Source organism: Polaribacter sp. M10, from assembly GCF_054968445.1.
This window is the reverse complement of sequence record NZ_JBSSBG010000033.1, coordinates 1-14,905: the sequence shown is the minus strand read 5'-3', so window position 1 is coordinate 14,905 and position 14,905 is coordinate 1. Positions and strand designations below refer to the sequence as shown.

Here is a 14,905-nt window from a genome sequence, read left to right as displayed (position 1 = left end):
GCTCAAGAACCTATAGACAGCCAAGGTTGGGATGGAATGTATCAAGGCAAACTACTCCCTTCTGATGATTACTGGTACAATATTACGCTAATTCCTGCTGACACTAATAAACCCACCATCAATAAAAAAGGAAATTTCTCACTCTTAAGAAAATAAAAATTATGCTATACAAAAGACCAATTTTAGTTCTCCTCTTTTTACTCACAACTTACTTAACTTATGGACAAAGAGAAACTGAAAATTGGTATTTTGGTAATTATGCTAGTCTTAATTTTGCAAATGGTAAACCCGTTGTTCTAAATGATGGAAATTTATCTACCCCAAAAGGTAGTACCTCAATTTCTGATAAAAATGGAAACTTACTATTTTACACAGATGGTGTTTATGTATTTAATAAAAATCATTTAGGAATGCAAAATGGAGCTTTATTGGCAAGTGATGATGAAGTTTTGCAAAGTTGTATTGTAATTCCAAATCCAGATGATGAAAACATCTATTATCTTTTTACCTTAAAAGTTACTAATGACACACCTCCATTAGGTGCTGCAATTGCTCCTGGTCTATATTTCTCAACAATAGATTTATCACTAAATGGAGGCCTAGGTGCAGTAACTAAAAAAAATACAGCATTAACTTCTTTAGCGTCAGAAAAACTTACAGCTGTACATGCTAAAGATGGTAAATCTTTTTGGGTTATTACTTTTGGTAAAGAAAATTCATCTAGTATTAATTACAATACATTTTATGCATATAAAATTGATGAAACTGGAGTAAATAGAACTCCAGTTACAACAGAAATAACTATTCCTGCTAGTGAAAATAATGGAGCTTTAAAAGTATCTCCTAATGGAGAATACATTGCAATGAGCAATAATACTACTGCTATATTTGCTAATTTTAATACTGAAAATGGTAGTATAACTTCAACAGATTTTTTAAGTGTTTTAGAAGGTTTTTTTCCTCCTAGACCATTTCCAACAATACACGCAATTGAATTTTCTCAAGATTCAAAACACGTTTATGTAGAATCTGTAAACATACCCAATGGAAAAAACACAATTTTTCAGTATAAAACAGATGATTTAGACGATAGACAAGTAGTGCATGTTGCAGAAAATATAGATGCCTATTCTAATGGAAACTATATGCAATTGGCTAGTGATGGTAATATTTATATGACCACTTCTAGTAGCGAAACAGAAGGTGGCAATTACTTGAGTCAAATTAACCCTCCTAAAACTTCTGATAAAACTTTAGCTACATTTACTGAAAACTCTGTTGATTTACTAACTGCAGAATCTATTTTAGGACTACCCAACTTTGTGCAATCTTACTTTAGAACAAGAATTATTGCTGATAATGGTTGTATTAATAACAATATATTTCTAGAGGTAGATACCTATGCAAATATTACTGCAGCAGAATGGGATTTTGGCGATGACACAACATCATTAGAAATTTCTCCAGAACACTCATACACAACACCAGGACAATATAAAATTACAGCCAATATTACCATTAACAATAGACAGATTACTGTAACTAAAAACATCAGTATTTACTCACCTCCTGAAGTTATAAATGATCAAAAAATTGTACAGTGCGATTTTGATAATAATGGTACAGATAGTTTTAACTTAACTACTGTTAGTAGTGATATTACACCTTTTGGTAATAGATTAGAAATTTATTATTACAAAAGTTATGATGATTATTTAAGTGATAACCCAATAGTAGATCCAGAAAATTACACCAATATTAGTAATCCGCAAACCATCTATGCCAAAATTTTTAATAGTTATGGATGCTCTAGTTTAGCTGAATTTACAATAGAATCTTTGTTTGTAGAGCTTGATAACATATCTAACTTATACTCTTGTCCATTACCAAATGATGGTTTAAATGGAAGCTTTAATTTACAACTTAAAGAAGAAGAAATAAGAACTAATTTAGGCATACCATCAACTACAAATCTTCGTTTTTATCCAGATTCTAATAGTGCACAAACCAATAGAAATGAAATTAGAGAAATCAATTATATTTCTCCTACAACAACTATTTGGGTAAGAGCAGATACTTCTTTAGGCTGTGGAGGTATAGAACCCATAAGTTTAATTGTTAATACAGAACCTAAAATAAATATTGAAGATACTTATACCATTTGTTTTGATCCAAGTGCAAAACCACCCGTAATTATTAGTGCAGATAGCAGTAATGAACGTTTTGAATGGAGAAATAGCGCAGGTGATATTATTAATATAAACCAAGATTTTACATTAGATGCTATTGGCGAATTTTCATTAACGGTATATAAATCTGAAAATGGTTTGCTTTGCTCAAACACTAAGAGTTTTTCAGTTATAAATCCTGAAAAAGCCATTTTTGATAATATTGAAGTTAATACAGAAGACGAAACCAATAACATAATAGAAGTTGAAATACTTGGAAATAGTAGTTACGAATTTTCTTTAGACAATATTAATTTTAGTGGCAACTCAACATCTTATACGTTTACTCAAGTAGAACCTGGTTTAAGAACCATTTATATTAGAGATACCAATAATTGCGAACAACCTGTAGAAGCAGATATTACTGTAATTGGTTTTAAAAAATTCTTTACACCAAATGGTGATGGTGATAATGATTATTGGAACATTAAAGGAATAGATGCCAATGAATTTAAATCGATTAATGTTTTAATTTTTGATAGATATGGTAAAGTAATTGGTACTATTACAGATTTTAATTCCTTAGGTTGGGATGGTACTTATAATGGTAAAAATTTAAGCTCTAACAACTATTGGTTTAAAGCAGAAATTATTGATAAAGATAATAATGTAATTGAGGAAGCTGGTAATTTCAGCTTAATTAGAAACTAAAATAATTATAAGAATTCTAAGCATAAAAAAACACCAAAACTATTCGTTTTGGTGTTTTTTATTTATCGTTAAAAAAAAAGGTTTTATTTCAATTTCTTTTTAACTGCTATTTCTTTGTATGCTTCTATCACATCGCCTTCAGCAATATCATTATAATTCTTTATCTGAATACCACAATCATAACCTTTAGCAACTTCTTTTACATCGTCTTTAAAACGTTTTAATGAAGCTAAAACACCATCGTGAACTACAATACCATCTCTAATAATTCTAATTTGAGAATCTCTAAAGATTTTACCAGACATTACCATACAACCTGCAATATTACCAACTTTAGATATTTTATAAACCTCTCTAATTTCTACATTACCAGTAACTTCTTCTTTCATTTCAGGAGATAACATTCCTTCCATGGCATCTTTTAAGTCATTGATTGCTGCATAAATAATTGAGTATGTTCTAATATCTACTTCTTCTCTATCTGCTACTGCTCGTGCATTACCTTGTGGTCTTACATTAAACCCAACAATAATTGCATCTGATGCTGTTGCTAACAATACATCACTTTCTGTAATGGCACCAACACCCTTATGTAAAATATTAACTTGAATTTCTTCGGTAGATAATTTCTGGAAAGAATCTGTTAAGGCTTCTACAGAACCATCCACATCTCCTTTAAGGATAATGTTTAATTCTTTAAAGTCTCCTAATGCAATTCTACGTCCAATTTCATCTAACGTTAATGTTTTCTGAGTTCTTACAGATTGCTCACGTTGTAATTGCGAACGTTTAGAGGCAATTTGTTTTGCTTCTCTTTCGTCTTCAAATACATTAAATTTATCACCTGCCTGTGGTGCACCATCTAAACCTAAGATTGATACTGGTGTTGATGGCCCCGCTTTCTTTAATTTCTTTCCTTTATCATCGAACATAGCTTTTACTTTACCACTATGTTTACCCGCTAATAAATAATCTCCAATTTTAAGTGTACCTGCTTGTACTAAAATTGTAGTTACATAACCTCTACCTTTATCTAAAAGTGCTTCTACAACTGTACCAACTGCATTTTTATTAGGATTTGCTTTTAATTCTAAAATTTCTGCTTCTAATAAAACTTTTTCTAAAAGCTCATCAATTCCTTGACCTGTTTTTGCTGATATATCTTGAGATTGAATATTACCACCCCATTCTTCTATCAATAAATTCATTGAAGAAAGTTGCGTTTTAACATTATCTGGATTAGCGTTTGGCTTATCAATTTTATTAATTGCAAAAATAATTGGAACACCTGCTGCTTGTGCGTGAGAAATTGCCTCTTTGGTTTGTGGCATTACATCATCGTCTGCTGCAACTACAATAATTACTAAATCTGTAACTTGTGCTCCACGTGCACGCATTGCTGTAAAGGCCTCGTGACCAGGTGTATCTAAAAATGCAATTTTTTGATCGCCAACATTTACAGAATACGCTCCAATATGTTGCGTAATTCCTCCACTTTCTCCATCAACAATATTTGCTTTTCTAATATAATCTAATAGAGAAGTTTTACCATGATCTACGTGCCCCATTACAGTAATAATTGGCGCTCTTAATTCTAAATCTTCTGGTTTATCTTCTACTTCTTCTATTGATTCTTCTACTTCAGCACCAACAAACTCTACTTTATAATTGAACTCTTCCGCAACAATAACTAATGTTTCTGCGTCTAAACGCTGATTCATAGTTACCATCATACCTAACATCATACAAGATGAAATAATCTGAGTTACAGGTACATCCATCATTGTTGCAACTTCACTTACCGTAACAAATTCGGTTACTTTTAAGATTTTATTGTCTAATGCTTGTGCTTCTAATTCTGCTTCTGTTTGCTCTCTGTGAGCATCTCTTTTATTTCTACGATATTTTGCTCCTTTACCTTTAGAAGATTTTCCTTGTAACTTTTCTAGAGTTTCTCTAACTTGTTTTTGAATATCTGCTTCTGTTGGCTCTTCTTTTTTAATCGGAGTTCTTTGGTTTCCTCTACCTCTAAAACCTGGTCTATTATTACCTTGGCCACCTCTGTTGTTGCCTTGCCCAGCTCTATTATTTGGGTTACTTCTATTACTAGTAGATGTATTTGGTTTGCTTATACGCTTACGCTTTTTCTTAGCATCTGCAGTAGTAGGTTTTTTAACTTCTGGTTTTTTCTTTTTAGGTCTTTCAAATTGTTTTAAATCAATTTTTTTACCTGTAAAGTTTGGCCCATCTAGCTTTTTGTATTGCGTTTTTATTGCTTCAGCATTTTCTGGAGTAACCTCTTCAGTTTTTTCTTCTACTTTAGCATTGCCTTTTTTAGCTTCAGTTTTCTTATCTACCCTTAAAGCAGCTTTTTCAATTTCTGAAACTGGCTTTTTAACCTTTGGCGTTTCCGCAATTGGTTTTTCTACTTTAGCTTCTTCAACTTTGGGTTGTTCTTCTACTTTTGCTGGCTCTTTAACTTCGACAGTAGGTTCAGTTTTAGCAACAACCTCTTCTTTAGGTTCTTCTTTTACTTCCTCTTTTTTATCGATTGGTTTTTTACCAACATTGTCAATATCAATTTTACCAACAGTTTTCAACTCAAATCTATCTGCCTTGGCTTTAAGAATTTCTTCTTTCTTTGCTTCTTCTGCTCTTTTCTTTTCTAATTTGGCTTCGGCTGCTAAACGAATTGCTTCTTTCTCTTTACGTTTTTCCTCTCCTACTTCTTTAGATGCAGCTTTCTTGTTTGCATCTGTTTCAAAGCCATCAAGTAAAACTTGATAGATATCTCCCGTAATTTTAGTGGTTGGTCTTGATTCTATTTCATGACCTTTATCTGCTAAAAATTCGACAGCTCTATCAAGAGAAATATTTAATTCCCTTAAAACCTTATTAAGCCTCATTGTTTTGCCTTCAGACATATATTCTTTTTAACTTTATTTTTGTAAAAATATACTTTTTACTTAACTTTTTACTATTATTAGTCCTCGAATTCTTCTTTTAAAATTCGTTGAACGTCTACGATCGTTTCTTCTTCTAAATCAGTTCTTTTTACCAATTCTGCAACGCTAGTTTCTAAAACGCTTCTTGCAGTATCTAAACCAATTTTCTTGAATTCTGTAATAACCCAATCTTCGATTTCGTCGATAAATTCTGTTAACTCTACATCTTCTTCTTCTAAACCTTCTCTTTGAACGTCTATTTCATAACCTGTTAACTCACTTGCCAAACGTATGTTTACACCACCTCTACCAATTGCTTTAGAAACTTCTTCTGGTTTTAAAAGTACACTTACACGTCCTTTTTTACCATTTTTTTCCTCTTCGTACATGGTTATTTCCATTGAGGTTACTTTTGCAGGACTCAATGCTCTAGAAATAAACAATTGTTCGTTTTTGGTATAGTTGATAACATCTATATTTTCGTTACCCAACTCACGTACAATTCCGTGAATTCTAGAACCTTTAACACCTACACAAGCACCAACAGGATCTATTCTATCATCATAAGAATCTACAGCAACTTTTGCTTTTTCTCCAGGTATTCTTGCAACTCCTTCTACTGTAATTAAACCATCGAAAACTTCAGGAATTTCTTGTTCGAATAATTTATTTAAAAATGCTGGCGATGTTCTAGACAATATAATTGCTGGTTTGTTACCTCTTAATTCTACTGTTTTTATAACACCTCTTACAGAATCTCCTTTTCTAAAAAAATCTGAACGAATTTGTTCGCTTTTTGGCAACACAATTTCATTACCATCATCATCTAATAAAATAATTGCATTATGACGAATGTGATGCACTTCTGCACTATATAAATCGCCTTCTAATTCTTTAAATTGTTTAAAGATGTTTGTACTATCGTGCTCGTAAATTTTTGAAATTAAGTTTTGACGTAATGCTAAAATTGCCCTTCTTCCTAAATCTATTAATTTTACTTCTTCAGATACATCTTCTCCTATTTCAAAATCTGGCTCAATTTTTCTAGCTTCTGATAATTCTATTTCTTCATTATCATCTTCAGAAAAGCCATCTGCAACCACCACTCTATTTCTCCAAATTTCTAAATCTCCTTTATCTGGGTTAATAATAATATCAAAATTATCATCTGAACCAAATTTACGTTTTAAAGCAGCTCTAAAAACTTCTTCTAAAATAGACATTAATGTTACTCTGTCTATACTTTTATTATCTTTAAATTCTGAAAACGAATCAATTAACGCTATATTTTCCATTACATCTTTACTTAAAATACAATCTTCACTTTTGCCTCTTTAATATCTTTATATGCTATAGTTGCTGTTTTTTGTACAGTAACTTTTCCTTTACCTATTGGTTTGGGTTCTCTTGCTTTCCAATTCAGTACAATTTTATCATCATCTGCCTCAGATAATGTACCTTCTACTTCTTGTTCTGCAGTTTTTACTTTTAATATTCTATTGATATTCTTTTTGTACTGTCTTTTTTCTTTTAATGGATGTGAAATATCTGGAGTAGTAACTTCTAAGGCAAAATCTTCTTCTTCTCTGTCTAAATTATGCTCTACATTTCTACTAATTCTAATGCATTCGCTTAGTGGTACTCCATTATCTCCATCAACAGTAACTTGAATTTTATTGTTTACTGATATTGATAAATCAATCAAAAACAAACTTTCATTCAATGCTAATGCTTCTTCTACTAAATCTTTTATCTTGTTTTGATCCATTACAAATTTTGATAAACTCCTCAAAAAAATATTGATTTTGAGTATAAAAAGAGGGGACTTTAAGTCCCCTGCATTCTTCATTTATTATTAAAATCGGTGCAAATATACGAATTCTTTAGTATTTAACAAACTGAATTATATCCAATTATTTTCGTAACTTTAAATATCTCATTTATTTAACCTAAAATACTGTAATTATGGAAAAAATTCTAGTCCCTATTGATTTTTCTAAAAAGTCTGAATTTGCCTCAAAAATGGCTGCAAGAATTGCTAAAAAATCGAACAGTGTTGTCTATTTATTACATATGATAGAATTGCCAACTGGAATTATAGATATGGGTGCAGGTAGTAATTTTAGTATTCCTGAAAGCATGTTGTATTTAAGAAAAGTTAAAGAGCGTATTTTAGAATTTAAAGAAGCATATTTTAATAAAAAGACAGAAGTTCATCATGCAATTCGTTTTCAAAACCCTTATGAAGGTATTTTAGAATATGCAGATAAAATTGAAGCCGATTTAATTATTATGGGTTCTAAAGGGCATTCTAATTTTGAAGAAATTTTAATTGGCTCTAACACAGAAAAAGTGGTAAGAACATCAAAAGTGCCAGTTATTGTTGTTAAAAAAGACAATGATAAATTTAGAATGCACAACCTTATTTTTGCTTCTAGTTTTAAGAATGAAGATAAAAAACCTGTATTTAAAAAATTTCTCGATTTTGCAAATCACTTTAAAAGTGAAATTCATTTGTTAAAAGTAAATACGCCTTCTCGTTTTGAAAGCTCACAAGAAGCTACTAAAAAAGTAAACAATTTTATTAAAGAATTTAATTTACCCAAATACACTATTCATACATATAATGATGTTTCTATAGAAAAAGGAATTTTAAACTTTTCTAAAGATTTTAATGTAGATTTAATTGCTTTGAGCACACATGGCAGAAGTGGATTGTCTCATTTATTTACACCCAGTGTTACCAAATCTATATCTAAAAAAGCATTGAAACCTATTTTAACCATAAAAGTTTAAGGTTAATCAGCACTAACTACTAATACTTTGCTCAAAAGGAATTCTGTTGATGATACTTCTACCCAAAGTAACTTCATCTGCATATTCTAACTCATCTCCAACAGCAATACCTCTTGCAATTGTAGATGTTGTAATATCAAATTTTTGCAATTGTTTGTAGATGTAAAAATTAGTTGTATCACCTTCCATAGTTGAGCTTAATGCAAAAATAAGCTCTTTAATTTCTCCTTCTTCTACTTTTTTTACCAAAGATTCAATTTGTAAATTTTGAGGACCAATACCTTCTATAGGAGATATCTTTCCTCCTAAAACATGATATAATCCTTTAAACTGCGCAGTACTTTCAATAGCCATTACATCTCTAATATCTTCTACCACACAAACAATTTCAGGATTTCTTTTCGGATTTTGACAAATATCACACAGAACAGTATCAGAAATATTATGACATTTTTCGCAGGTTTTTACATCATTTCTTAAATGTAATAAAGCTTCAGATAAATATTTTGTATTTTCTGCTGGTTGTTTTAGCAAATGCAACACCAAACGCAAAGCTGTACGCTTACCTATACCTGGTAATCGTGAAACTTCATTCACTGCGTTTTCTAAAATTTTTGATGAAAAATCCATATTGCAAAATTAGGAATTAACAATTACGAAATATAAATTATTGCATTATTTTTTAAATAGATTATATTCGTATCTCACAATTCGAAATTTGTAATTTACTAATGCAACCACTTCATATCATTTTATTAATCGTTGGATATTTTACTGTATTGATCCTCATATCTTATCTTACAGGAAAATCTGCCAATAACAAAACATTTTTTAAGGCAAACAACTCATCTCCTTGGTATTTGGTAGCTTTTGGTATGATTGGTGCTTCGCTTTCTGGGGTTACATTTATTTCGGTTCCTGGTTGGGTAGAAGCGCAAAGCATGAGTTATATGCAAATGGTGTTGGGGTATGTTATTGGTTATGCTGTAATTGGTTTAGTCTTATTACCACTTTATTATCGACTTAATTTAACATCAATTTACACTTACTTAGAAGATAGATTTGGCAAATATTCTTACAAAACAGGCGCCTCTTTCTTCTTATTATCTAGAACAATTGGCGCAGCTTTTCGTCTGTTTTTAGTAGCAAACGTGCTTCAACTTTTATTGTTCGATGCTTATGGAATTCCTTTTTGGGTAACAGTAACCATTACTATTTTATTGATTTGGTTGTACACCTTTAAAGGCGGAATAAAAACTATTGTTTGGACAGATACGTTACAAACTTTATTTATGTTAATTGCGGTTGGTGTTTGTATTTACACCATTTCTGATGAAATGCAAATCAGTAATATTTTTTCTTATGTTATTGACAATGAACTTTCTAAAACTTTCTTTTTTGATGATGTAAAAACAGGCGATTATTTCTGGAAACGCTTTTTAGCAGGTGCTTTTGTAGCCATTGTTATGACAGGTTTAGACCAAGATATGATGCAAAAAAACTTAACCTGTAGAAACTTAAAAGATGCTCAAAAAAACATGTTTTGGTTTACTATTGTTTTGGTAATTGTAAACTTTTTCTTTTTAGCTTTAGGCGTACTTTTAACAGATTATGCGCAAAAAAACGGAATTGACGCTCATAAAGATCAACTGTTTCCAATAATCGCAACCAAAGGCTCTTTAGGTTTAGCAACTGCTATTTTCTTTTTATTAGGTTTAATTGCTGCTGCTTATTCCAGTGCAGATTCTGCATTAACTTCACTAACTACTTCTTTTAGTATTGATATTTTAGAAATTGACAAAAAAAAGGATGAAATAGAGCAAGAAAAATCACGAAAAAAAATACATATTATTTTTTCTTTTGTTTTAATTGCTACCATTTTGATATTTAAATATTTTATTGCTGATGAAAGTGTAATTGCTAAAATATTTACGTTTGCCAACTATACATATGGCCCGCTTTTAGGATTATACGCATTTGGCCTATTTACAAAACTAAAAGTTATCGATAAATTTGTTCCTATAATTTGTATTTCATCACCTTTTATTACTTTTTTGATTAACTTTTTATGCTTAAAATATTTTAATTTCGACTTTGGTTTTGCGCTTTTAATTTTAAACGGAACCATCACTTTTATTGGATTATTACTGTTTAAGATAAATAAATAATTAGAAATTAAATTCTTAATAATTTGAAATTATATTTTAAACGTGTATTTAATCAATAGCATCTATCTCAAAAAAGCAAACGAAAAGATGATGCGTATTTTTTACAAATAACTAGTTTTTTTTTTAGAAATCTAATGAACAAAAAAGGCAAATATGGTTTACTTTCAAAAAACCCTATTAAGCAAAATAAAAAGACTAAATATTATATAAAACTCGCTGACTATCAAAATTATATTAAAAAAATAATCATTTTAAAAAGAATAAAATAAATTAAAATAATTTCAATATTTTTATTATATTTGTTTATAATAACCTAAAACCCCCTAAAAATGAACCTAATCCGAAATTTCTTAACAAGATTTTTTTAAAACCTTTATTGATGTTAATTATTTGATAATTAATTAAAAACTTATGCTTTTAAATATTTTCATTATATTTGCAAAAGTTTTAATATTTGGTTTTAGAATTCAAGCGCTAAAACATCCCCAATCTTCATATAATTAATAGTATTATATACTTTATAGAACTGTATTTTAACCCCATACAATCTTTGAGTATTATATAGTAATTAAATTAGACTTGAAAATTAAAAGATTTTTAAGTTTTAAAATTAAAAGTTAATAACCCTAAATTAAAACTTTTTAATGAAGAAAAGTAAAGCCCTAAAACCTCAAGAATTACTGAATACTCCAGTAATTAAAATCTCTAACTATTTATTTTTTAAATCTAAATTAGAAATTGAACTTAATATTCTGTAACTGAATATTAAGTAGATTTTATGTGCTCTATTTTTTTACCTAAAAAAAAAAAAACGAAAAACAAAAGCTAACAATTTAAGATTTTCCTAAATCAAAACTTATTATTTAGTATTGTTCTAAAAGAAAATAAAAATTGTAACCCTAATTATAATTTTTCACCCTATGAAAAAAATTACGCAAATCATTACCCTAGTATGTATATGCTTATTTTACTATACAAATTCTCAGAATCCCTTAGAATTTACTAATAATATTTTAGCAAAAGCTAGCAATAATAACACATCAACTTTTTTAGAAAGTTCAAAGTTAAATTCACAGGAAGATAACAGAAACAGATATAACAATTATAACAATTCAAACATTAATTATGGAATTGAAAAAAATCACGTAGGTGGTTGTTGGAAAACTGAATTAATATCTGTTTTACCTAACAATGGAAAGTTTGATATTGAAATTTTAATAACTTACATTGGACAAGGTGGAGGTAGAAATGGATGTAAAGAATTAAGTCATTTCTCAATTGACGCTCAGAATGGATCATTTTCAAATATTGCTTGGCAAAATGTTTCTGGAAATACTTCAGGTAATATGGTTTATGGAACAGGAAATAACGATCCTTTTAACAAAAGAGGTTTTAAATTAGACAATGTAAGTGGTATTGGAGGTAATAGCCAGGGTTCTTTTAAAATTACATACACTCTAAACTTTTTACAAGATCAGCAATTTTTAGCAAAAGCAGGGAATGATTATTCTCAATTGGCGTCTTTTTCAACTGCTGAATTTCAAAACGTTTTAAACAGCTCAGTACCTCAATGTGATGTAGCTGATAATACAACAACAACTGCTTCAATTACAGAAAATGAAACAAAAACATTATCAGGTTCGCCTGCTGGTGGTACTTGGTCTATCGTTTCTGGAGGTGGTGCTATTAATGGCACAACTTATACTCCAGACGATATAAATGCAAATACAAATGTAACTTTAAGATATACAATTGCTGCTGATGGTTCTTGTGCCGAAACTTCTGATGATGTAACATTTACAGTTACAAGTTTAAATTGTGATAGAACAAGTCCTACTGCACCTGCATTAGATTTTAACGTTTTTATTTTAAATAATTTAAGTTTACAAACTAACGAAACAGAAGGAAGTGTAGCTACTGGAGGAGACTTAACCTTATTAGGTAACTACCAAGTTGCAACTAATGATGCTGGTACTTTTCAAGTAAACAACACACCTATTGGTTTATTAGTTGGAGGTAAAATTAATTACCAATCTGGTAATTCTTTACAAGTTAACCAAAACAGTTATGTTAAGATTGGTAACAATCAAGGATCTACTGTTTGGTATACAGATCAAAACAATGCATATTCTAACATAAGAATTACACCTAGTTCTAACTATAATTCTTCACCTAGAATACAACTACAAACAAATGCAAATAACTTAAATGTTTCTGAAATAAATAACCCTGTTTTTGAAAGCAACTTAATAGACTTTGTTACTGCGTTTCAAACATTAGAAACTAACGCAACTACATTATCTCAAAATGCAAATAACGCACAATTAACAAATCCAAACGGACAATCTATTTCTAATACTTCTTTACCTAATCAAGTAAAAATTAATTTACAAGATGGTGTTAACTATTTAAATGTTACAGGAACAGATTTAAACAATGTAGATGTTTTTACTTACAATACTGCACCAAGTGCAACTAAAATTTTAGTAGTAAATGTAAATGCTCCTGGTACTTTCAATTGGGATGTTTGGAACCAATCTGGTGTTGGTCAACAAAACGCACCTTACGTTATCTACAATTTTTACAACACTACAACTCTTAACATTGTTGGTAGTTCAACAATTGTAGGTTCAGTTTTAGCACCTTTCGCTAACATTAACAAAACAGTAAACCAATCTAATTTAGAAGGTCAAGTAATTGGTTTATCATTTAACCATGCAGGTGGTGAAGTACATTCTGCTAATTTTTCTCCAGCTTTAATTAATTGTACTGAAGCCTCTTGTGATGTAGCAGATAATACAACAGCAACTGCTTCTATCACAGAAAATGAAACAAAAACATTAACAGGATCTCCTGTTGGTGGTACTTGGTCTATCTTTTCTGGTGGTGGGTCTATCTCAGGAAACACTTATACACCTGCAGATATCAATACCAATACTACTGTTAAAATTAAATATACTATTCCTGCTGATGGATCTTGTGCAGAAACTTCAGACATTGTTACTTTTTCTGTAACTCCAGTTTGTGATGTAGTTGCTGATAATACAACTTCAACAGCTTCAATCACTGAGGATGAAACTAAAACGCTTTCAGGATCTCCAACTGGAGGTACTTGGTCAATCGTTACTGGTGGTGGTTCAATCTCTGGTTCTACTTATACACCTGATGATATCAATACAGATACTACTGTCGTAATTCGTTATACAATTGCTGCGGATGGTGATTGTGCTGCTACAACTGATGATGTTACGTTTACGGTAACTCCTGTGTGTGATGTGGTTGCTGATAACACTACTTCAAATGCAACAATTAGCGAATTAGATACCAAAACTTTAACGGGTGCTCCTGCTGGAGGAACTTGGTCGATTGTTTCTGGTGGTGGTTCAATCTCTGGCAATACATATACTCCTGATGATATCATCTCTAATGAAACAGTTAAAATTAGATACACAATTGCTGCAGATGGAGACTGTGCTGCAACTACTGATGATGTAACATTTACAGTAGAAGCATTACCTACAGCAACAGCAACTAAAACAGATGCTACATGTTATGGTTTAGATGATGGTACAATAACAATTACTTTTGAGGATAATACTTCTAGAACTAACATTGTATTTAGTTTAGATGGTGGAAATACTTACCAAGCTAAATTAGGTGATAATGAAGGAAGTGTGACTTATTCTAACTTAGCGCCAGGAACCTATGATGTTTGGGCTAAATGGGGTGATAATGATTACCCTATAGATTTAGGAGCAGATTTAACAATATCTGAACCAGCTGAAATAACAATTAACAATACTACTTCTGGAGCAAGCATTACAGAAAATCAAACCAAAACATTAACAGCTTCGCCTGCTGGTGGAACCTGGTCTATTGTTTCAGGTGATGGAACAATAAATGGTAATACTTATATTCCAAATAATATTAATACAAATACTACTGTTAAGTTAAGATATACTTTACCAGCAAATGGAACTTGTAGTGCTATTTCAGACGATGTAACTTTTACAGTAACTCCAATCTGTATAACAGCAATCAATACAACGTCTACGGCTTCAATCACGGAAGATGAAACTAAAACGCTTTCAGGATCTCCTGCTGGTGGAACTTGGTC

Annotated in this window: 9 protein-coding genes; 5 read left to right on the top strand and 4 right to left on the bottom strand. The window is 30.6% G+C overall.

Annotated elements, in window-relative coordinates; genetic code table 11:
* Positions 1-12 precede the first annotated feature (12 nt).
* Entirely contained in the window at positions 13-156 is a 144-nt protein-coding gene (locus tag ACWYN7_RS16850; protein WP_462861146.1) for a T9SS type B sorting domain-containing protein, read from the top strand.
* Positions 157-161: 5 nt separating this feature from the next.
* The gene (locus ACWYN7_RS16845) at positions 162-2,879 is read left to right on the top strand and encodes a T9SS type B sorting domain-containing protein (RefSeq protein WP_462861145.1); all 2,718 of its coding nucleotides are present in this window, start codon (positions 162-164) and stop codon (positions 2,877-2,879) included.
* 83 nt (positions 2,880-2,962) lie between these two features.
* On the opposite strand, the gene infB is transcribed toward ACWYN7_RS16845, so the two are convergent.
* The 3 genes from infB to rimP are packed head-to-tail and all read right to left on the bottom strand — an operon-like array spanning position 2,963 to position 7,592.
* Entirely contained in the window at positions 2,963-5,803 is a 2,841-nt protein-coding gene (infB, locus tag ACWYN7_RS16840) for a translation initiation factor IF-2 (protein ID WP_462861144.1), read from the bottom strand.
* A 59-nt stretch (positions 5,804-5,862) separates the two neighbouring features.
* The gene (nusA, locus tag ACWYN7_RS16835; RefSeq protein WP_462861143.1) at positions 5,863-7,119 is read right to left on the bottom strand and encodes a transcription termination factor NusA; all 1,257 of its coding nucleotides are present in this window, start codon (positions 7,117-7,119) and stop codon (positions 5,863-5,865) included.
* 11 nt (positions 7,120-7,130) lie between these two features.
* Positions 7,131-7,592 carry a ribosome assembly cofactor RimP gene (rimP, locus tag ACWYN7_RS16830; protein WP_462861142.1) on the bottom strand — a complete coding sequence of 154 codons (462 nt, stop codon included), beginning with the start codon at positions 7,590-7,592 and terminating at the stop codon, positions 7,131-7,133.
* Positions 7,593-7,789: 197 nt separating this feature from the next.
* Between rimP and ACWYN7_RS16825 the strand changes: the two genes are divergently transcribed.
* Entirely contained in the window at positions 7,790-8,620 is an 831-nt protein-coding gene (locus ACWYN7_RS16825; protein WP_462861141.1) for a universal stress protein, read from the top strand.
* 12 nt (positions 8,621-8,632) lie between these two features.
* Here the strand turns inward: ACWYN7_RS16825 and recR are convergent, their stop codons facing one another.
* Positions 8,633-9,250 (bottom strand): recombination mediator RecR, encoded by a 618-nt coding sequence (gene recR / locus ACWYN7_RS16820; protein ID WP_462861140.1) that lies wholly within the window; start codon positions 9,248-9,250, stop codon positions 8,633-8,635.
* 101 nt (positions 9,251-9,351) lie between these two features.
* Here recR and ACWYN7_RS16815 point away from each other — a divergent pair, with 101 nt between their 5' ends.
* Complete coding sequence (locus ACWYN7_RS16815; RefSeq protein ID WP_462861139.1) at positions 9,352-10,788, top strand: sodium:solute symporter; 1,437 nt, start codon at positions 9,352-9,354, stop codon at positions 10,786-10,788.
* A 920-nt stretch (positions 10,789-11,708) separates the two neighbouring features.
* On the top strand, positions 11,709-14,905 hold a 3,197-nt coding region (locus ACWYN7_RS16810; protein WP_462861138.1), incomplete at its 3' end, for a collagen-binding domain-containing protein.

Bases quoted from the DNA above. Each gene is read 5' to 3' on its own strand.
- ACWYN7_RS16845 (WP_462861145.1), top strand. From the start codon at position 162: ATGCTATACAAAAGACCAATTTTAGTTCTCCTCTTTTTACTCACAACT.
- rimP (WP_462861142.1), bottom strand. From the start codon at position 7,592: ATGGATCAAAACAAGATAAAAGATTTAGTAGAAGAAGCATTAGCATTG.
- infB (WP_462861144.1), bottom strand. From the start codon at position 5,803: ATGTCTGAAGGCAAAACAATGAGGCTTAATAAGGTTTTAAGGGAATTA.
- nusA (WP_462861143.1), bottom strand. From the start codon at position 7,119: ATGGAAAATATAGCGTTAATTGATTCGTTTTCAGAATTTAAAGATAAT.
- ACWYN7_RS16825 (WP_462861141.1), top strand. From the start codon at position 7,790: ATGGAAAAAATTCTAGTCCCTATTGATTTTTCTAAAAAGTCTGAATTT.
- ACWYN7_RS16815 (WP_462861139.1), top strand. From the start codon at position 9,352: ATGCAACCACTTCATATCATTTTATTAATCGTTGGATATTTTACTGTA.
- recR (WP_462861140.1), bottom strand. From the start codon at position 9,250: ATGGATTTTTCATCAAAAATTTTAGAAAACGCAGTGAATGAAGTTTCA.